Genomic DNA, 19736 nt, shown 5'->3' with positions numbered 1-19736 from the left:
GAGTAGAGGAATTATGATGCGAGGAATGGGCAACATGCAAGGCATGATGAAACAAGTACAAAAAATGCAAAAAGAAATGGCCAAAGCGCAAGAAGCGCTAAATGAAAAAGAATTTATCGGTGAAGCCACCAATCAACTTGTGACAGCGACCTTTACTGGTGATCGCACAATGAAAGATTTGACCATTAAAGAAGACGTGGTTGATCCTGAAGACGTTGATATGTTACAAGATTTAGTCATTATGGCTGTCAACGATGCGTTAGTAAAAATTGAAAAAGAAACTGAAGCAACTTTAGGTAAATACACCAAAGGAATGCCAGGATTCTAAAAAATAAGACAAACGAAAGTATGAAAAACGTCATGCCTAAAAAATCGAACTTTTTGGGCATGACGTTTTTTCTGTTTTTGTGGGAAAACTCTTTGGCAATTTTAGTAGTCGCTTCCAAAAAACTATGCTATACTAAAGCCAATTGAAGAGAAACATTTGGGGTGCTATTAGCTGAGATTATACCCATGGAACCTGAAACAGTTAGGACTGGCGCAGGGAAATGTCTTGAAATTTTGACCGATTATTGCACCCAACTACGTTTATTTGTGGTTGGGTTTTTCTGTCTTTTTCAGTCGCGCCTCCTTTTGCTTCTCGCAGAAAGGAGTTTTTTTACGTGGAAAAAAATCGAATCCACAGAGTTACGTTACTAGCTTTAATGATTGCGATGGACGTCGTATTATCGCCGTTAATGCGAATTGAGGGAATGGCCCCTATGTCCAGTGTCATGAACATTATTGCCGGAGTTTTATTAGGTCCTCTTTACGGAACGCTCATGGCACTTGTCTGCGGCTTAATCCGTATGACATTCTTAGGTATTCCGCCATTAGCGTTAACAGGTGCCGTCTTTGGCGCGTTTTTTGCTGGTTTATTTTATCAATGGGGACAAAAATTAGGCTGGTCGATGCTAGGAGAAATTTTTGGGACAGGCATCATTGGCTCGTTATTGTCCTATCCTGTAATGGTTTGGTTTACTGGCAGTAAGCAGAATTTTTATTGGTTCATTTATACACCACGATTTATTGGTGCCACACTGATTGGTTCAGTGATTGCTTGGCTTGTCTTAGTAAAACTGAAAGAAACTCGGGTATTTAAACAAACACAGGAATTATTTTTAGGAGGGTACTTTTATGAAAACAAGCGTTAAGTTTGAAACGATTTTTCCACTGACAACGGCACCATTAATTCAGTGCATTACGAATGAAATTACGTGTGAGTCTATGGCGAATGCATTACTTTATATTGATGCTAAGCCCATTATGGCAGATGATCCCCGGGAATTTCCGCAGTTGTTTCAGCAAACCAGTGCCTTGGTTTTGAATTTAGGCCATTTATCACAAGAACGAGAGCAAAGCTTGTTAGCAGCTAGTGATTATGCTCGGCAAGTGACTAAACCGACCGTGGTCGATTTAGTCGGTTATGGCGCCAGTGATATTCGGAGTGAAGTCGGGGAAAAGCTGGTGCACAATCAGCCAACCGTTGTGAAAGGGAATCTTTCAGAAATGCGGACTTTTTGCCAGTTGGTGAGTCATGGTCGAGGAGTAGACGGCAGCCCTTTGGATCAAAGTGAAGAAGCAATTGAGGAACTGATTCAAGCTTTACGTCAACAAACGCAAAAGTTTCCCCAGACGGTATTTTTAGCAACAGGGATTCAAGATGTCTTGGTTAGCCAAGAGCAAGTGATTGTCTTACAAAATGGCGTTCCTGAGTTGGATTGTTTCACTGGCACGGGCGATTTAGTCGGCGCATTAGTTGCCGCTTTATTAGGTGAAGGCAACGCGCCAATGACTGCGGCAGTAGCCGCAGTGAGCTATTTTAATCTTTGCGGAGAAAAAGCCAAGACTAAGAGCCAAGGGCTGGCCGATTTTCGCCAAAATACGTTAAATCAGTTATCTCTTTTAATGAAGGAGAAGGATTGGTTTGAGGCGGTGAAAGGACGAGTGCTATGAGAGAGCAATTGAAAGTTTATTTGGTGACAGGCCGGTATGATTTTAGTGATACTGAATTTTTAAACCGAATTGAAACTGCTTGTCGCAGTGGAGTGACATTGGTCCAACTGCGCGAAAAGGAAGTGTCAACACGGCGCTTTTACGAATTAGCAGTGAAAGTTAAAGCGGTAACAGATGCGTATCAGATTCCGTTGATTATTAATGATCGTGTCGATATTTGCTTGGCAGTGGATGCGGCAGGTGTGCATATAGGGGATGATGAATTACCGGTTGCTCTTGTGCGAAAACTGGTTGGGTCCACAAAAATCGTAGGTGTTTCAGCCAAAACGGTGGCACGAGGAGTTGAAGCGGAAAACGAGGGCGCCGATTATTTAGGCGTGGGCGCAATTTTCCCCACAACGACTAAGGACAGTCCGTTAACTTCTTTGCAGACACTTTCTGAAATTGCTGCAGCAGTCACGATTCCTGTTGTGGCGATTGGTGGGATCAAAGAAGAAAATATAGAACAACTTATGGGAACGGGAGTGGCTGGTGTTTCACTGGTCAGTGAAATTATGCTGGCTGAACAGATAGCCGAGAAAGTTCAAGGGTTGATGCGTGTAACGGAGCGAATGTTGGAGGCGAGAAAATGACCGAATGTAATTTGACCCCACAAGTAGTCACGATTGCTGGTTCTGATTCTGGTGGGGGAGCTGGCATGCAAGCAGATTTAAAAACATTTCAAGCACGGCAGGCATTTGGCTTAAATATTGTCATTGCATTGACGGCACAAAATACGTATGGCGTGCAAGATAGCTTACCGATTCCTAGTTCATTTATTGATGCACAATTTCAATCACTGGCGGCTGATTTTAAAATTGGGGCAGCGAAAACGGGGATGTTAGCAGATAGTGAGCGTGTCGAAGCTGTTGTTCGCAATTTGCAGAAAGTTGATTTTGGTCCGTTGATTGTCGATCCTGTAATGGTGGCTAAAGGTGGACACCATTTGTTAAAAGCCGAGGCAGTTCAAACGATTAAAGAGCAACTGTTGCCATTAGCAACGGTCGTGACACCTAATTTACCAGAAGCGGAAGTTTTACTAGAGACGACCATCAAGACAGAGCAAGAAATGCAAACCGCAGCAAAAAAATTACAGCAATTGGGCACAAAAAATATTATTATGAAAGGCGGACATAGCACAAATCAACAAGCGGCTGATTATGTGTTAATGGAAGACGGTTCGAGCTTTTGGCTAAGTGCACCACGAATTGTAACGAAAAATACTCATGGAACAGGAGATACTTTTTCAGCGTGTATCGCAGCCGAATTAGCAAAAGGCACGCCGTTAGAAGCGGCGATTGTGATTGGCAAACAGTTTATACAAGGGGCCATTAGCCAAGCAATTTCTGTTGGACATGGCCACGGACCTACTAATCATTGGGCCCAATTAACGCAAGATATTCAAGTTATTAAAGCATAAGAAGAGCCTGGGGAAAAATCTAAAATGATTTTTCCCCAGGCTTTAAATAGCTTAAAGTTCCCTCTTAATATAGTTTATAAACGTTTTGTTCACTAATCTTCACATTTTAAATAAATTTCTTGGCCTTGTTCTTGCAAATGAGCCACGTGGGATTCTCCCCAATTACATAAGTTATCTAAGACAGCAGAGAGGCTTTGACCATAATCGCTTAAATAATATTCGACTTTTGGTGGAACTTGGTTGTAAACTTTTCGCTCGATAATGTTGTCTTCTTCGAGTTCCCGTAATTGTTGTGTCAGCATTTTTTGACTAATGCCAGTAATACCGCGTTTTAAATCGCTGGGGCGCATGGCGCCGTGCCGTAAATTACACAGAATAATTGGTTTCCATTTACCGCCAATAACATCCATCGTTGCTTCGACACCAATCGCATATGTACGAGTTTCCAAAAAACATTCCTCCTTAATAGGTTGATAATAACCAAAAGTTACTAAAAGGTACCTATGATACAAAAAAGTAGGTACTTATCAAAATTTCAATCTTAGTATATAGTAATTTTTGTTGAAATTCAAATGTTTTTTAGGAGGAAGAGAATGGAAAAGAAAATTTCACCAAATTTAACGCTCTTTGCATTAGCTATCAATGCTTTCGCAATCGGTTCAACAGAATTTATTAGTGTGGGTTTATTACCAATGATTGTTAAAAGTTTTCATATTAGTCTTTCCCAAGCAGGTTTGACTGTTTCTTTGTACGCTTTAGGTGTAACGATTGGGGCGCCGTTATTAACAATTTTGACAGGAAAATGGAATCGTCGCTCATTAATGCTGGGGATTATGCTTCTTTTCATTAGTGGGAATTTAATTGCTGCGTTTGCGCCAACGTTTATTATTTTATTGGTAGGGCGGATACTTTCTGCATTGGCGCATGGCATTTTCATGTCTGTTTCGACTGTCATCGCCGCAGATGTTGTGCCGCCATCACGTCGTGCCAGCGCCATTGCTATTATGTTTACGGGCTTAACGGTTGCAACAGTGACTGGCGTACCTTTAGGGACGTTTATTGGGCAACAAACAGCTTGGCATATGTCCTTTCTTTTTATAGCCAGTATTGGCTTGGTGGGACTGATTGCTAGTTATTTTTTAGTTCCCAAAAATTTACCGATACCAGGGAAGGTTGACATAAAAGGAATCACGCGGATTTTTACGAACAAACCCCTCGTTTTCTCTTTTCTAATTACTGCTTTTGGTTATGGTGGAACGTTTGCTGCATATACGTACTTGTCACCGTTATTGGAAAATTTAGGCTTTTCAGCCAACGCGGTAGTGATTATTTTAGTTGTTTATGGCGTAATGGTCGCAATTGGCAATACAGTAGGTGGTCACTGGGCAAATAAAAAACCTTTAGATTCGTTAGTAAAAATGTTTAGCTTATTAATTCTGTCCTTAGTCTTTTTATTCATTACTGTTTTAATGGATAACAGTCTTCTAGGCTTATTAGCAAGTTTGATGTTGGGCCTATTTGCCTTTATGAATGTACCTGGTTTACAACTATATGTTGTAGAATTAGCGGAAAAGTATGTTCCAGAAGATATCACTTTGGCCTCAGCTTTTAATATTGCAGCCTTTAATATTGGGATTACCGTCGGCTCAATGACAGGTGGGGTGGTCACAGATCATTTATCAGTAACATATACACCGATTTTTGGTGGTTTTATCGTGCTAATTGCTGTCTTGTTCGTACTTTATATTCGGAAGCAAGAAGAACAAAAAAACAACTATCTTTAGAAAACTAAAAAAAGCAGCTGGTCACTATGGAACTGACCAGCTGCTTTTTTTAAGCTTTTTTGCGGAAATAATTCCAGCAAGCAATTAAAACAATTACTAATAAGGTTAACAAGAAAATCAGAGAAATGAGGGAGCCCATCGTTGTCCCCTGAGCAAAATTATCTGCGTGGTCTTGAGCGATATTAATAATCGTCGCTACAATGGCCGTCGCAATAGCGCCAGAAAATTGTTGAAGTGTATTAAATAACGTATTGCCGTCGCCAAAATCTTTCTCCTCTAACAAGCTCATACCAGTCGTCATCATATTACTGTATGCAAAACCTAGACCAATCATATAGGTAACATGTCCAGCGACGAATCCTAATAAAACAGGCATCTCTAGTAAAATTGTTAAAGCTAGCCAACCGATTGTCGCCAAACTTAAGCCAAATAATATAGGTTTTTTAGCGCCGTATTGATCCAACACTCGTCCAGAAAGTGGTGCCAAAATGGCCCCAACTGTAGCACCTGGCAGCATGACTAGCCCAGCTACAAACGCATTTTTTCCAAGGACGATTTGAACAAAGTTTGGTAAGACAAAGGAAATACCTAACAATAAGAATTGACAAACTAAAAAGCCACATAAAAATAAAACGAAGGCGGGATTTTTTAAAATTGTCAAACGAACTAGTGGCTGTTCAGCCGTCGTTGCTCGTTTATAAAAAATAACAAAGCCAATAACGGCTGCCAGAAGTGAAAGCCAGCCAAACAATGTGCCAATTTTACTTAAAAACATCAACAAACCACTAAATAACAGGGCAATACCAATTAAACTAACCAAATCAAGAGTGGTGGTTTTTTTAACAGGTATTTCTGGAATAGCAGATAATCCCATAAACAAAGAAAGTAGTAAAACAGGAATTAAGAATAAAAAGATGGCGTGCCAAGACAGGGAAGATGTTAAGATTCCACCATACGTTGGACCAATGGCTGGAGCAATTGAAGTGGTCAATGTGCCTACCCCCATCATCGTTCCTCGTTTTTCTAGCGGAGTAAAGTTCAAAATAATATGAAACATCAGTGGCAAAGCAATCCCAGTGCTAGCCCCTTGGAAGAGTCGGCCTAATAACAAGATACTGAAAGATGGCGAATAGACATCAATCGCTAAACCAATCAAAAAGAAAAGATTCGCAACAATAAATAAGCGTCTTAACGAATAGGTTTTTAATAAATAATTGGATAAGGGCACCATGATAGAAATAACTAATAAATAAATCGTTGTCACCCACTGCACGGTACCGGTGGAAACACCAAATTCCTTTGTTAATGTCGGAAAGGTTACATTCATTGCTGTTTCAATTAATACGCCAGCAAAAGACATAATTCCTGTCGCTAAAACGGCAGGGAATAATCGTACGTTTTTTTGTTCCATTTAATCACCTCTATAGTTTTCATTTTTTCGTAAAAAAATAGAAGCAGTTTCTATAAGAATAGAAACCGCCTCTCTCTCGACACGCAACTTGCGTGTTATCTGTACGATTTGTTTACATGTTGCATTGTAAACAGTTTTTAGGCAATCGTCAAGCAGAAAATAATTAACGTTGCATGAAGAAACTAATAATTGCAAAAATAGCAATGTGAGCTGGATAGAAAATATAAAAGAAATTCCGCATGCCACGGCCTTTTTCACCATTATAAAGAACAATTGGAATCGCTGCTAAAATCATCATCCATTGGTGGTTCACCCCGAATAGTTCTTGGAAATTATAGCTGGCTGCTGAAATCAACGCAACAACGCCAATCGCTGAAATTTGTAACCATTTTTTGCCATGGAATAAATAAAAAGCCACGGCCAAGAGAACAAATAAAAACCCACCTTCTGTCATCATTAGTGATGGCACAATCAGATTGAAAAGTTGGAAACCAATTAAGATAGCAGGGTTGCTTAATATGTCTGGAGAACTAAAAACAACGAGAGGTAGAGCACTGATTAATAAAGGCACAATAAACCAAAGAAGCCCTTTACCAATTTGTTTTTGTTTAAAATAGTCCATAGACTGCATGTAGACCGTACCTAAAAATAACGTCCCAAAAATATTATTGATAATTAAGCCACCTGTTGAAAAATACGCATTTAAAATGCCGTTCAGAATCCCCATAATCCAGAAGCCTAACAATAACCGGAACATGTATTTTCGCCGATTGCTTGTGTGAATGAAGCCTTCAGAACTTTCAAATAAGAAAATAGGTGCAGCAATTCGTCCAATCCATCCGAACCAACCAGGCACGCCTAAAAAACTAAAAAATTGCAATAGATGGTCAAAGACCATTGAAATAACCCCAATGACTTTCAAATGAAAGCCAGTTAATGTTTTACCCATAGTATAAACGCCTCTCTTTCATAAAGAACAATATAACAAAGTCCAGAAAAACCAACCATTTATTTGCCTAACAGTTATCTTACAAAATTGTTTGATTTCTTCAGCTTTTGATGAAAGAAAAAAGTGCCAAGACTAGTTTTTATAATTATTCTATGCTATAGTAAAAGTACATTTTAATAAAAAACATTTGGGGTGCTGTTATGGCTGAGATGATACCCATTGAACCTGATGCAGTTAGTACTGTCGCAGGGAAATGCCGATTTACTTTGATTTTTCACGCACTCATTCTGTCCTAGGATGAGTGTGTTTTCTTTTATCAGGGTTTATTTAAGTCACTCCTTTTGCTTTTTGTTAAGAGAAAGGAGTTTTTTTATTGAAAAAATGGTCATTGCAACAAGTCGTCTTACTCGCTTTTTTAGCCTTTTTGTTTGGCGGTGTTTTTATGGGGGCAGGATTCCTCTATGCGTTATTGAATGCTGCGCTGTTACCATTAGGACTGAGTCCATTTGCCAATGAGCTTTTATTTGGAATGTGGACCATGGTGGCACCAATTGCAGCGATGCTGATTCCACGAGCGGGAAGTGCTGTTTTGGCGGAAGTTTTAGCCGCTTTGGCAGAAATGCTTTATGGTTCGTATTTCGGTCCTAGTGTATTAATTTCTGGTGTGATTCAAGGTCTAGGTAGTGAAAGTGGCTTTTTGGTGACACGCTACAAACGGTACGATACACTAACGTTATTTTATAGTGCGATTGGGACGACTATTTTTAGTTATGTGTATGAATACTTTAAGTTTGGTTATGGCAATTACGGACTGGGGATGAACATTGCTTTAATTAGCGTTCGGTTCGTTTCTATTTGTTTCTTTGGTATTTTCTTAACGAAAGTTATTTTACGAATGTATCAGTCTGCGCAAGGGTTAGCTGTGAAGGCAAAATGAATAGTATCCAATTAAAAGCTGTGTCCTTTTCACGAGAACAACCCTTGTTTGAAAAGACAAATTTAGCAATTCCTCAAGGAACGTTTTCCTTATTAATTGGCGATAGTGGTAGTGGAAAATCAACGCTCTTACGATTGATTGCCGGATTTGCTCCGCTTGATTACCAAGGAGAAATTTTGATTGAAGGAATGGAGCGCCGACAATTATCAACTCGTGAAAAGGCGCAAAAAATTGGCATGCTGTTTCAAAACCCCAGTCAACAATTTACAATGAAAACCTTGGAACGAGAACTGATTTTTGCTTTAGAAAATTTAGGAATCTCGCCTGAAGAAATGAACCGAAAAATCCAAACAGCGCTTCAACTTGTTCAGACTCAAACCTTATTCACACGAGAATTAGCGACGTTATCTGGTGGTGAAAAACAAAAAGCGGCGTTGACAGTTCTGCTAGCAATGAACCCAGATATTCTTTTATTAGATGAACCTTTTGCAAGTATTGATCCAACCTCTCGAAAACAATTTATTCAAATTTTAGCAAGACTCCATCAAGCAGGCAAAACGATTTTGGTGTGCGACCACGATTTCAGCGATTACGCTGATGTTGTGGACCAAGTCGTCACGTTGAAAAACGGCCAGTTTGAAAAGCAACCGTTGACGTTTATCAAAACAAAACCGCAGACATTTCAGCTTACAACTTCTGTGGTAAAACAACCAATGCTCCAATTAAAAAATTTTCGTTTGTCTCAGGGAAAACGAGTGCTACTTGAAGAAAAAGAAGCGCTTTTTTTTAAAGGAATTACCACGTTGACGGGTCCAAATGGGGCGGGGAAATCCACCTTATTAAAAGCCATCGTTCAGAGACAAAAATATCAAGGAAAAATGTTCTTGGCGGGCCGCCGCTTGCGGGCTTCAAAAAAATTGTATCAACACATGACATTAGCGGTGCAACAAGCCAATCGTCAGTTTGTCACGTTGACTTTACGAGAAGAGCTTTTGTTTGGTCAGAACATGACAGCAGAAAAAAGAAGAAAACAAGAGGAAGCCTTAACTTTTTTAGGTTTAAAAGAAAAACTAGAGCACAGTGTTTTTCAACTAAGTGAAGGGCAAAAAAAGATGGTGCAATTAATTAGTTTGCTGAGCTTAGATTTGGACTGTTTACTTTTAGATGAACCTTTTGCTGGATTAGATGAGCGAGCATGCAATTATTTTGTTGAATGGATCAAAGAAAAAAGTGCGCAACAAGATTTTCTAATCGTCACGCATCGGCTAGAACCTCTCTCTGGCGTGAGCAATTACCGAATAGAATTGCTGCATCAACAACTGATTATCTGGCAGGAGGGAACCACATGCAAATAAAGCAAACAAATGCAGCAATTTATGCTTCTTTGATTCTTATTTTGACCTTTGAATTATCTTTTTCTCAGTCAATTTTGGCAAATTTGGCGGTTTTTATGGGTTGTGTCATTTTTTTAATAGGCCAGCGAAAATCCCGCTTACTGCTTTGGTTATTTTTCTTGCCACTTTTACCAGCAATCGGGACGTTTTGGTCTATTTATTTGCATGGTACGAGTAGTCAACAAGCCTGGCTTTTGTTTAGTCGAACGTATGCCTTTGCCGGTTTAGGACTAGCTTTTGCTGTAGGCGTTGATTTTGAAGAATTATTGTTGTTATTGGAACAAAAGGGGCTAGCACCGAACTTTGTTTATGGAATTTTAGTGGTGGTTCACGCCTTACCTGAAGTGAAAAGAGAAATTAATGATTTAAAAGAAGCGAGCCTACTCCGTGGCAAAACGTTTCATTTTTGGTCGCCGATGCTTTATGTTAAAACACTGCTCGTTGCTGTTTCTTGGCGAGATAAATATACTGAAGCAATGTCTGCCCATGGCTATGAAGAAGGAGCTACTAGAAGTCGAAAAGAGCATTTTGTGTCAGCAAAAGTCAGTCTGGGGCTTGCTATTTTGATCATCATTTTTACAAATTTGTTTATTTTTCTAACGTAAAGGAGAAACCTATGACATTTACAGAACAAGCCAAAGAACAAGCGCAAGCTTCTTGGCAAGGAAGTTTTCAGCATCCTTTTATCACAGAGTTACATGAAGGAACCTTGAGTCCAATGATTTTTCGCTACTATTTAATTCAAGATCATTACTATTTAAAACATTTTAGTCAGCTTTATCGCTTGATTGCGGCACAAACGCAACAACCTCGATTGAAAAAATTACTCTTAACAAATGCGGAAAATCTTGCGTTGGGCGAATTAGCTATTCGTGAAACTTTTTTTGAAGAACTAGCAATTACGGAAGAAGAAGTTGCAGCGACACCGATTGCACCAACCGCTTATCACTATGTTTCTCATATGTATCGCCAACTTATTGAAGGAACACCTAAGACGGCCGCAGCAAGTATGTTGCCTTGTTCTTGGCTCTATCAAGAAATTGGTGCACAGTTAGTCAAACAACACTCACCAGAGCCACTGTACCAACGTTGGATTGAAACCTATGCTGGGGAGGAAGCGTACCAACACGTCCAAGAGGAACGCCAACTGTTAGACCAATTATATGAAGAAAGTTCACCACAAGAACAAGCAGCTATGATTACCGCTTTTGTTATCAGCAGTGAGATGGAATACGCTTTTTGGGAAATGGCCTATACACACGAAACCTGGATTGGTTAATACAAAAACAAGTCGTTTAGTGCTCGTAACTAACGACTTGTTTTTGTATTAGAAAGCAGTAATTGTCAGTTGCTTTTTTGACAGGGCGTGATAAGATATTCAGTGACGCAAAATCTGTTATAACTCGTTTAGTAATAACAGAAACGCCTTGCTAAGAAAGGACTGTAGAAGCCTCATGAATTATCCAGAACCGATTGCAAAATTGATTGAAAGTTATATGAAATTACCAGGAATTGGTCAAAAAACAGCGACACGGCTTGCTTTTTATACAATTGATATGAAAGAAGAAGATGCTAATGCTTTTGCAAAAGCGCTAATTAGTGTCAAGAGAGATCTCCATTTCTGTAGTATTTGCGGAAATATTACTGAAGAAGATCCTTGTGAAATTTGCCAAGATAAAAATCGTGACCGTAGTATTATTTTAGTAGTGGAAGAACCAAAAGACGTTATGGCAATGGAAAAAATGCGTGAATATCAAGGCTTGTATCACGTACTCCACGGGGTGCTTTCACCGATGGAAGGAACAGGACCAGAAGATATTAATATTGCCTCTTTGATCAAACGATTGCACGATGATGAAGTGAAAGAGGTCATTATAGCAACCAACGCTACCACTGAAGGAGAAGCGACGGCGATGTATTTATCACGGCTCATTAAACCAGCTGGAATCACCGTTACTCGTTTGGCACACGGCTTGTCTGTCGGCAGCGATATTGAATATGCAGACGAAATAACCTTGCTAAAAGCAGTCGAAGGGCGTCGAGAAATTTAAAAGAAACATCGTTGGAAAAAGAAGTTGAAATCGAAGTAGGTCGTTTCTGTGAGAAAATGTCGCAGTTCAAGCTTTTCCGTACTTCTTTTTCAGTTTCTTTTTTTCAGCGGATGCATCACTTTAAATAGGACGTAAGGATTTCAATTAGACTGATAGAGCAAGATGAAGTATAATAGATACAAGTAAAAATTGATTGGAGTTTTCGCACGTGCAGGGTATTTTTATCACATTTGAAGGTCCAGATGGCGCTGGCAAAACCAGTGTTTTGAAGGAAGTTTCTGAAAGATTAGCTAAAGAGTCAAAACGAAAAATTGTCACTACAAGAGAACCAGGCGGCATACCGATTGCCGAAAAGATTCGAACAGTTATTTTAGATCCAAGAAATGACAGAATGGATGAGCGAACAGAAGCTTTACTTTACGCAGCTGCTCGTCGTCAACATTTAGTGGAAAAAATCTTGCCAGCTTTGGAAGCGGGTCATTTAGTCCTATGTGATCGTTTTGTTGACAGCTCATTAGCCTACCAAGGCGCTGGGCGTAGAATTGGGATTGCACCCATTGCTTCAATTAATGCGTTTGCGACAGAAGGTGTCTCACCAGATTTTACAATTTATTTAGACGTTGACTCAGATACTGGCTTACGGCGGATTCAAGAAAATCGAACACAGCAAATTGATCGCTTAGATTCAGAAGGATTAGAATTTCATCAACGTGTTCGTCATGAATATTTGAAATTAGCAGAAGAAAATCCACAACGTATCAAAAAGATTGATGCACGGATGAGTTTAGAACTTGTCGTAGAAGCAACGTATCAGGCGATTATTGAACGTTATCCAGAAAACTTTTAATTATAGGAAGGTGTAGACCATGAAGATTATTTTAGCCATTGTACAAGACAAAGATAGTAACCGATTAGCCAACGAATTTATTGATGCCAATATTCGTGCTACAAAATTATCCTCAACAGGTGGATTCTTAAAAGCGGGAAACAGCACATTTATTATTGGGATTGATGATGAACGTGTCGACGAAACATTAGCTTTAATTAAAGAAACATGTCAATCAAGAAAACAATATGTTTCAACACCTGTGACTTTAGATATCACAATGGATGGCCAAATTCCTTATCCTGTGGAAGTTGAAGTAGGCGGCGCTACTTGCTTCGTCTTACCAGTTGAAGGATTCCATCAATATTAAGATGAATGAAGCACAACAGCTACAGCAAATGCAACCTTTGCTGTACAAGCAACTCCAAAAAAGTTTTGAGCATGGTCGTCTTGCCCATGCTTATCTTTTTGAAGGAGATACAGGAACTGGAAAACAAGAATTTGGCTTATGGATGGCGAAACATGTCTTTTGTACGAATTTAGTAAATCAACAGCCTTGTAACGAATGCCATAATTGTGTGCGGATTAATGAAAATGAACATCCAGATGTTTTAAGAATTGCGCCAGATGGGCAAACCATCAAAGTGAACCAAATCCGTGAATTAAAAGCGGAGTTTTCTAAAAGTGGGGTCGAGACTGCTAAAAAAGTTTTCTTAATTCAAGAAGCAGATAAAATGAGTACCGGCGCAGCTAATAGTCTCTTAAAATTTTTAGAAGAACCAGAAGGACAAATTTTAGCTATTTTAGAAACCACTTCGCTCTCTCGAATTTTACCAACGATTCAATCACGATGCCAAACCTTACATTTTCAACCATTAGTCAAAAAAACATTAATTGATCGCTTAATCAAACAGGGGATTGGTGAAAAGACTGCAACCCTTTTAGCTGAGCTGACAAATAGTTTTGAGAAAGCAGTTGAAATCTCTCAAGATGAATGGTTTAATGAAGCTAGGGAAATCATTTTGCAATGGTTTAATTATCTAAAAAGTAATGATTTACAGGCATTTATCTACGTTCAGAAGAAAATGGTCAAAGTATTTAAGGAAAAAGAACAACAAGCGCTTAGCTTTGACTTGCTCATGGTTTATTACCGTCAATTATTGGAAGAAAGTGTTGCGACACAGCAAGCCAAAAAAGTAACGGAAGAGCAGGCGGAACGGTTGGCGCTAATTTTGAAAGCACGCCAAAAATGGACTGCCAATGTTAGTTGGCAAAATGTTTGTGAACAATTAGTTATCCAAATGATTCACCCTAAATCATAAAGGAAAAAAGTGCCAAGTGGCATTCAGTTTCATAATATAGTAGGAACTTAGTTGTTTCAGCAAGTTCCTTAACCGATTGAAGCGACGTTCACTTGAACTAGATTAGGAGGAATAAAATGGTAGAAGTAGTAGGAGTTCGCTTCCGTGAAGCCGGTCATATCTATTATTTTGCTCCTGGAAAATCTGAGTATATTTATAATGAGAAAGTACTCGTTGAATCTCAACAGTCAAAACAATTAGCTACTGTTGCTATTCCTAAAAAAACAGTCGATTCAGACGATTTACCAGAGGACCTAAAACCCATTTTAAATAAAGCAACAGCCAATGATTTAGAAAAAGAACAAAAAAATTTGGCTGATGCAGAAGCTGCCAAAAGCATTGCCAATGAAAAAATTCGAGCTCATGACTTAAAAATGAAATTAGTGCGAGTAGAATATACCTTCGATCGTAGCAAAATGATTTTTTACTTTACGGCAGATGGGCGAATTGATTTTCGTGAATTAGTCAAAGACTTAGCGGCTATTTTCCGGACGCGAATTGAGTTACGTCAAATTGGTGTCCGAGATGAAGCGAAAATATTAGGTGGCATTGGCCCTTGTGGCAGACAACTATGTTGCTCAACATTTCTAGGAGATTTTATGCCAGTTTCAATCAAAATGGCTAAAGATCAAGGGTTATCTTTAAATCCTGTCAAAATTTCGGGATTATGTGGCCGCTTAATGTGTTGTTTGAAATACGAAAACGACGAATATGAAGCCGCTAAAAAAGAATTACCAGATTATGGAAAAGAAGTAATAACACCAGATGGCAAAGGCAAAGTCGTCGGGTTGAATCTATTAAGTCGGATTGTCAAAGTTCGTCTGCATGGTCGTGAAATCGCAGCGGATTATGATTACGAAGAAATCAAAGAAGCTACTGCGAAAGTTGCTGCTGAAAAAGGTGATCAAAATGGATAAACGTTCGCTCTATGATGGATTAAATTCGTTGGAAACTGATTTAGACAGTTCAGTGACACAATTAAGAGAAATTAAAGCAGCACTCCATGAGTTGGTAGAAAAAAATACCACGTTGGAAATCGAAAACCAACGCTTACGGGAGCATCTCCAAGAACTGAATAAGTTAGCAGGAAATACAACTGAAACTGAAAAACAAGAGCTATCAAAATCACGTATGAATTTGGAAAAACTTTATGAAGAGGGCTTCCATGTCTGCAATATTTTATATGGTTCAAGACGTGAAAATGATGAAGAATGTGCCTTTTGTCTTGATGTTATTTATGGGGAACGTACGCGTTAAGTCTAGTGGACACTGCAAATAAAAAGGAAAGGTTTGGTTTGACAGTCAATCGATTGTCAAATCAAACCTTTATCTATTTATAGAACGAAAAAGGAAAATGAGGGATGCGCTATGCAAAAACAGAAAAGTTTTGATAAGCAAACAACAAAAGGAAAATTGTATCTTGTCCCAACACCGATCGGCAATTTAGAAGATATGAGTATTCGTTGTTTAAACATATTGAAAGAAGCAACGGTGATTGCTAGTGAGGACACAAGAAACACACAAAAATTGCTAAATCATTTTGAGATTACAACACCACAAATTAGTTTACACGAACATAATTACAAAGAGCGAATTCCTCAACTGATTACACGATTGCTGAATGGTGAAACGATTGCCCAAGTTAGCGATGCAGGTATGCCTTCAATTAGTGATCCTGGTCATGAATTGGTTACAGCATGTCTTGAAGAAGAACTGGCAGTGATTGCCTTGCCAGGACCTACGGCAGGAATGACCGCTTTGATTGCCTCGGGTCTTTTACCACAGCCATTTACGTTTTATGGTTTTTTACCAAGAAAGAAAAAAGAACAGAAAGACGTGTTATCAGCATTAAAAGAAGAACGGCCGACACAGATTTTTTATGAGTCCCCCTATCGGATTGCTAAAACGGTAGCAACGTTTGCTGAAGTCTATGGTCAAGAACGCCCCACTGTGATTTGTCGAGAATTAACGAAACTTCATGAAGAGTATTTGCGTGGTACCTTAGGAGAACTAACAGAATATTTAGCAGAAAATACGCTAAAAGGCGAGTGTTGTTTATTAGTTAGCGGATTTACTGGTGAGAAAGAGACAATAGCAGCAATGCCAGCTATTTCCCTCAAAGAACATGTACAAGTTTTAATGGAGGAAGAGGGACGGAGTTCCAAAGAGGCGATCAAAGAAGTGGCCAAATTGAGAAATGTAAAAAAACAAGAAGTATATAAAGAATATCATTCCATTTAAAAAAGGAGAGAAACATGAGTAATTTATTGCGTGCAGAAGGCGTGTCTTATCAAGTAAATGGTCGTAGCATTCTTTCTGATATTGATTTGTCATTTGAAACAGGTAGCAATACAACAATTGTTGGTCCTTCAGGTAGCGGGAAAAGTACATTTTTAAAAATTTTATCTTCATTATTAAGTCCTACAGAAGGCGAAATTTTTTATCAAGAAGCGCCAATTACTACAATGCCAATCGAAACATACCGCCAAAAGGTTTCTTATTGTTTTCAGCAGCCAACTTTATTTGGTGAAACCGTGTATGATAATTTATTATTTCCATTTACCGTCAGACAAGAAGCGTTTAATCAGGAAAAAGTCGTGGCATTGCTCCAACAAGTGAAATTGCCCGCTGCTTATCTTGAAAAGAAAATAGCTGAACTCTCTGGTGGTGAGCGACAACGGGTTGCTTTGCTACGAAACATTATTTTTGTACCAGATGTTTTATTATTAGACGAAGTTACAACGGGATTAGATGAAGAAAGCAAACAAATTGTCAATCAATTGTTAAACCAATTAAACAAAGAGCAAGGAGTCACGCTGGTTCGTGTCACGCATGATACCGAAGAAATTCAGCAAGCACAGCAAGTGATTCGTATTGTAGCAGGAAAGGTGGCGCCGACAGATGGATTTAGCAGTTAATAATTTATCCTTATTTTTTTCAGCCATGCTAGTGGTGGTCGCATTAATTATTAGTACTAAAGAAAAATTAGGTTTTACCAAAGATATTATTATTAGTGTGATTCGAGCAGTCATTCAATTAGTCGCAGTCGGCTATTTATTAAAATATGTTTTTCAAGTCAATAACCTGATTTTAACGCTCATCATGGTTTTGGTGATTGTTTCCAACGCAGCCTTTAATGCAAAAAAACGCAGCCAGCAATTACAAAAGGGCTTTTTGATTTCTTTCATTGCGATTGGTTGTAGTACAGGAATTACCATTGGTATTTTGATTTTTTCTGGTTCTATTAAATTTATTCCTTCTCAAATCATTCCTATCAGTGGGATGATTGCCAGCAATTCGATGGTGGCAATTGGTTTATGCTATCGCAATTTAGATACTCTTTTTCAAAACCAACGGCAAGCGGTAATGGAGAAACTAGCATTAGGTGCAACTATCAAACTCGCCTCTTTACCAATCATCCAACAAAGTGTGAAAACCGGGATGGCGCCGACGATTGATTCTGCCAAAACTGTCGGAATTGTTAGTTTGCCTGGGATGATGTCAGGCTTGATTTTTGCGGGCGTTGATCCGGTCCATGCGATAAAATATCAGATTATGGTGACTTTTATGTTGCTATCAGCAACAAGTATTGGTTCAGTGATTGCAACTTATCTTGCCTATAAAGGCTACTATAATCAACAAAAACAATTGGTTGTTTAATTAAAAAGCTGGAAATCTGTGTTTATAACTTCACGGATTTTCAGTTTTTTCTGGTTGAAATAAAGAAGTTTCAATTTGAAAAAGAACGGACGTTCGTATATAATAAAAGGAGGAGGCGAATCAAAATGATGAGCGAATTACGTTTTCCCTTAAAAAAAGATACGTCGAGAAAAATTATACATATAGATATGGACGCGTTTTTTGCTTCAGTTGAAGAACGAGATCATCCAGAGTTAGTAGGACATCCGTTAGTTATTGCGCGCCATCCAAGTGATACTGGGGGCAAAGGAGTGGTGACCACAGCGAATTATATTGCTCGACAGTACGGTATTCACTCGGCTATGAGTGCTCAAAAGGCGTATGAACTATGTCCAAGTGCCATTTTTAAGCCAGGTAATTATCAGAAATATAGTGAAATTTCTCAAGAAATCCGTGAAATTTTTCGCCGCTATACAGATGTGATTGAACCAGTATCTATTGACGAAGCGTATTTAGATGTAACTGAAAATAAGGTCAACAGTAAGTCGGCTATTAAAATTGCGAAAATGATCCAATATGATATTTGGCATGAATTGCAGTTAACTTGCTCGGCAGGTGTTAGTTACAATAAGTTTTTAGCCAAGTTAGCATCAGATTTCCAGAAACCAAAGGGCCTGACGGTTGTCTTACCAGAAGAGGCCGAAGATTTTTTGAAAGCATTACCGATTGAAGATTTCCACGGAATCGGGAAAAAAACAGTGCCTAAAATGCATGAACTAGGGATTTTTACTGGAGCAGATTTATACAAGCAAGATGAGATGACGTTGATTCGGTTATTCGGTAAAATGGGTTATTCATTGTATCGTAAAGTCCGTGGTATCCATGATGCGCCAGTTCAAGTGACTAGAGATCGTAAGTCGGTAGGCAAGGAACATACTTACGGCACCCCTTTAACGACGGAAGAGCAGGTTACGGCTCAATTGAGACAATTAGCAGCAGGTGTTGAGCGTGCATTGCAACGAGTGCAAAAGCATGGCAAAACAGTAGTCCTAAAAGTTCGTTATACTGACTATACGACGATTACGAAACGTGTGACATTACCTGAATATATTTCTAAAAAAGAAGAACTTTTCTATCAAGCGAATTTAATTTGGGAAGATATTTTAGGTTTAGAACAAGGAATCCGTTTATTAGGCATTACTTTAACGAATTTAGATCCACTAGCGTATGAAAACATTGTTTTACCTTTATGGGAAAAAAGTTAGCCCTTTAGACACATCCTCAAGAGATGGCTAAAGGGCTAACTTTTTTAAATTGATTTTTTGATTTGTTCATAAGACGTTTCGGCGTCATGACATTTTTCCCAAATAACAGCTTTGCCAGCAGCAAGTGATTTGGGTACATCAATAATCCGTTGATTACTACTGCCACGAAATTGTAAATTTAAATTACGTTTTGCCAGTTCAAATCGCCCATCAACTAAAATGTCAATTGAATGGAGTAGTTCAAGCTTATCAGGCGTTTCTAAAAGTAGTTCTTCAAAGGTATACCCAGACCAAGACCAGATATCTTTGGCTGAGCCAAATGTTTCCCGCACACGTTTGACTACACTAAGACAAACATCTGTATTCAGAAAGGGTTCACCACCCAAAAGAGTCAAACCTTGGACATAGTCATGGGACAAATCTTCAATAATTTGATTCATTAAAGATTCTGTAAACGGCGTACCGTAATTGAAATTTTGGACAGCTTTGTTAAAACAACCTTCACAAGCAAAGAGACAGCCACTCACATATAAACTATTGCGTACACCTTCGCCATCAACAAAGTTGAACGCTTTGTAATCGGCAATCTTTTTTTGGCTGTAGTCTTCGGTTTTCCATTCTTGTGGTTTCGGATTACGCATCAGCAAAACTTCTTTCTATAGAAT

The 19736-nt window shown here is 38.8% G+C and carries 24 protein-coding genes and 2 riboswitches; of the genes, 20 read left to right on the top strand and 4 right to left on the bottom strand.

The annotated features are described in order from the left end of the window. Nucleotides 1-13 precede the first annotated feature (13 nt). From IGL48_RS11410 to thiD, 5 genes are all read left to right on the top strand, one after another. Nucleotides 14-328 carry a YbaB/EbfC family nucleoid-associated protein gene (locus IGL48_RS11410; protein ID WP_002382484.1) on the top strand — a complete coding sequence of 105 codons (315 nt, stop codon included), beginning with the start codon at nucleotides 14-16 and terminating at the stop codon, nucleotides 326-328. A gap of 147 nt (nucleotides 329-475) precedes the next feature. After that, a riboswitch (TPP riboswitch) is annotated at nucleotides 476-564 on the top strand. 140 nt (nucleotides 565-704) lie between these two features. Beyond that, nucleotides 705-1193 (top strand): energy coupling factor transporter S component ThiW, encoded by a 489-nt coding sequence (gene thiW, locus IGL48_RS11405; RefSeq protein ID WP_002356342.1) that lies wholly within the window; start codon nucleotides 705-707, stop codon nucleotides 1191-1193. After that, nucleotides 1177-1995, top strand: a complete 819-nt coding sequence (locus IGL48_RS11400) for a hydroxyethylthiazole kinase (RefSeq protein ID WP_002368793.1) — start codon at nucleotides 1177-1179, stop codon at nucleotides 1993-1995. The genes thiW and IGL48_RS11400 overlap by 17 nt, the downstream gene beginning before the upstream one ends. Further along, a complete protein-coding gene (gene thiE, locus IGL48_RS11395; RefSeq protein ID WP_010824853.1) occupies nucleotides 1992-2627 on the top strand; it encodes a thiamine phosphate synthase in 636 nt (211 codons plus the stop codon). The genes IGL48_RS11400 and thiE overlap by 4 nt, the downstream gene beginning before the upstream one ends. Beyond that, the gene (gene thiD / locus IGL48_RS11390) at nucleotides 2624-3454 is read left to right on the top strand and encodes a bifunctional hydroxymethylpyrimidine kinase/phosphomethylpyrimidine kinase (RefSeq protein WP_010824852.1); all 831 of its coding nucleotides are present in this window, start codon (nucleotides 2624-2626) and stop codon (nucleotides 3452-3454) included. The genes thiE and thiD overlap by 4 nt, the downstream gene beginning before the upstream one ends. 92 nt (nucleotides 3455-3546) lie before the next feature. Here the strand turns inward: thiD and IGL48_RS11385 are convergent, their stop codons facing one another. Next, complete coding sequence (locus IGL48_RS11385) at nucleotides 3547-3903, bottom strand: winged helix-turn-helix transcriptional regulator (protein ID WP_002356348.1); 357 nt, start codon at nucleotides 3901-3903, stop codon at nucleotides 3547-3549. A gap of 144 nt (nucleotides 3904-4047) precedes the next feature. Between IGL48_RS11385 and IGL48_RS11380 the strand changes: the two genes are divergently transcribed. Further along, nucleotides 4048-5238, top strand: a complete 1191-nt coding sequence (locus tag IGL48_RS11380; protein WP_010706833.1) for an MFS transporter — start codon at nucleotides 4048-4050, stop codon at nucleotides 5236-5238. Between the two features lie 49 nt (nucleotides 5239-5287). Here the strand turns inward: IGL48_RS11380 and IGL48_RS11375 are convergent, their stop codons facing one another. Both IGL48_RS11375 and IGL48_RS11370 read right to left on the bottom strand, forming a co-directional pair. Then, the gene (locus tag IGL48_RS11375) at nucleotides 5288-6649 is read right to left on the bottom strand and encodes an MFS transporter (RefSeq protein ID WP_002362334.1); all 1362 of its coding nucleotides are present in this window, start codon (nucleotides 6647-6649) and stop codon (nucleotides 5288-5290) included. A 163-nt stretch (nucleotides 6650-6812) separates the two neighbouring features. Further along, entirely contained in the window at nucleotides 6813-7598 is a 786-nt protein-coding gene (locus tag IGL48_RS11370; RefSeq protein WP_002362333.1) for a TraX family protein, read from the bottom strand. Nucleotides 7599-7776: 178 nt separating this feature from the next. Continuing rightward, nucleotides 7777-7867, top strand: a riboswitch (TPP riboswitch). Between the two features lie 104 nt (nucleotides 7868-7971). Here IGL48_RS11370 and IGL48_RS11365 point away from each other — a divergent pair. The 14 genes from IGL48_RS11365 to dinB all read left to right on the top strand — a co-directional run bounded on the left by IGL48_RS11365 (nucleotide 7972) and on the right by dinB (nucleotide 19071). Further along, complete coding sequence (locus IGL48_RS11365; protein ID WP_002387204.1) at nucleotides 7972-8535, top strand: ECF transporter S component; 564 nt, start codon at nucleotides 7972-7974, stop codon at nucleotides 8533-8535. After that, a complete protein-coding gene (locus tag IGL48_RS11360; protein WP_048949447.1) occupies nucleotides 8532-9890 on the top strand; it encodes an ABC transporter ATP-binding protein in 1359 nt (452 codons plus the stop codon). Before IGL48_RS11365 ends, IGL48_RS11360 begins: the two co-directional genes overlap by 4 nt. Beyond that, nucleotides 9881-10534: a CbiQ family ECF transporter T component gene (locus tag IGL48_RS11355; RefSeq protein WP_002362491.1), complete on the top strand. Its 654-nt coding sequence runs from the start codon at nucleotides 9881-9883 to the stop codon at nucleotides 10532-10534. The genes IGL48_RS11360 and IGL48_RS11355 overlap by 10 nt, the downstream gene beginning before the upstream one ends. A gap of 11 nt (nucleotides 10535-10545) precedes the next feature. Then, nucleotides 10546-11208: a thiaminase II gene (gene tenA / locus IGL48_RS11350; RefSeq protein ID WP_002372337.1), complete on the top strand. Its 663-nt coding sequence runs from the start codon at nucleotides 10546-10548 to the stop codon at nucleotides 11206-11208. 175 nt (nucleotides 11209-11383) lie between these two features. Then, nucleotides 11384-11980, top strand: a complete 597-nt coding sequence (recR, locus tag IGL48_RS11345) for a recombination mediator RecR (RefSeq protein ID WP_002356363.1) — start codon at nucleotides 11384-11386, stop codon at nucleotides 11978-11980. Nucleotides 11981-12188: 208 nt separating this feature from the next. Further along, on the top strand, nucleotides 12189-12827 hold the full coding sequence (gene tmk, locus IGL48_RS11340) for a dTMP kinase (protein ID WP_002356366.1): 639 nt from the start codon (nucleotides 12189-12191) through the stop codon (nucleotides 12825-12827). A 19-nt stretch (nucleotides 12828-12846) separates the two neighbouring features. Further along, a complete protein-coding gene (locus tag IGL48_RS11335) occupies nucleotides 12847-13176 on the top strand; it encodes a cyclic-di-AMP receptor (RefSeq protein WP_002356367.1) in 330 nt (109 codons plus the stop codon). Nucleotide 13177: 1 nt separating this feature from the next. Then, a complete protein-coding gene (gene holB, locus IGL48_RS11330; protein ID WP_002384059.1) occupies nucleotides 13178-14128 on the top strand; it encodes a DNA polymerase III subunit delta' in 951 nt (316 codons plus the stop codon). A gap of 116 nt (nucleotides 14129-14244) precedes the next feature. Beyond that, entirely contained in the window at nucleotides 14245-15084 is an 840-nt protein-coding gene (locus tag IGL48_RS11325; RefSeq protein ID WP_002356371.1) for a PSP1 domain-containing protein, read from the top strand. Then, a complete protein-coding gene (locus IGL48_RS11320) occupies nucleotides 15077-15424 on the top strand; it encodes a DNA replication initiation control protein YabA (RefSeq protein WP_002356372.1) in 348 nt (115 codons plus the stop codon). Before IGL48_RS11325 ends, IGL48_RS11320 begins: the two co-directional genes overlap by 8 nt. 111 nt (nucleotides 15425-15535) lie before the next feature. Next, nucleotides 15536-16408, top strand: a complete 873-nt coding sequence (rsmI, locus tag IGL48_RS11315; protein WP_048949448.1) for a 16S rRNA (cytidine(1402)-2'-O)-methyltransferase — start codon at nucleotides 15536-15538, stop codon at nucleotides 16406-16408. A 14-nt stretch (nucleotides 16409-16422) separates the two neighbouring features. Beyond that, nucleotides 16423-17085, top strand: a complete 663-nt coding sequence (locus IGL48_RS11310; protein WP_002356375.1) for an ABC transporter ATP-binding protein — start codon at nucleotides 16423-16425, stop codon at nucleotides 17083-17085. Then, nucleotides 17069-17827, top strand: a complete 759-nt coding sequence (locus IGL48_RS11305) for an ABC transporter permease (protein WP_002356377.1) — start codon at nucleotides 17069-17071, stop codon at nucleotides 17825-17827. The genes IGL48_RS11310 and IGL48_RS11305 overlap by 17 nt, the downstream gene beginning before the upstream one ends. A gap of 128 nt (nucleotides 17828-17955) precedes the next feature. Next, entirely contained in the window at nucleotides 17956-19071 is a 1116-nt protein-coding gene (gene dinB, locus IGL48_RS11300; RefSeq protein ID WP_023894966.1) for a DNA polymerase IV, read from the top strand. 44 nt (nucleotides 19072-19115) lie between these two features. Here the strand turns inward: dinB and nrdG are convergent, their stop codons facing one another. Next, a complete protein-coding gene (nrdG, locus tag IGL48_RS11295; RefSeq protein WP_002356379.1) occupies nucleotides 19116-19712 on the bottom strand; it encodes an anaerobic ribonucleoside-triphosphate reductase activating protein in 597 nt (198 codons plus the stop codon). Nucleotides 19713-19736: the final 24 nt, after the last annotated feature.

This window comes from Enterococcus sp. DIV1090 (assembly GCF_050537975.1).
In the GTDB taxonomy this organism is placed as follows: Bacteria; Bacillota; Bacilli; order Lactobacillales; family Enterococcaceae; genus Enterococcus; species Enterococcus faecalis.
This window is presented reverse-complemented; position numbering and strand designations above follow the sequence as displayed.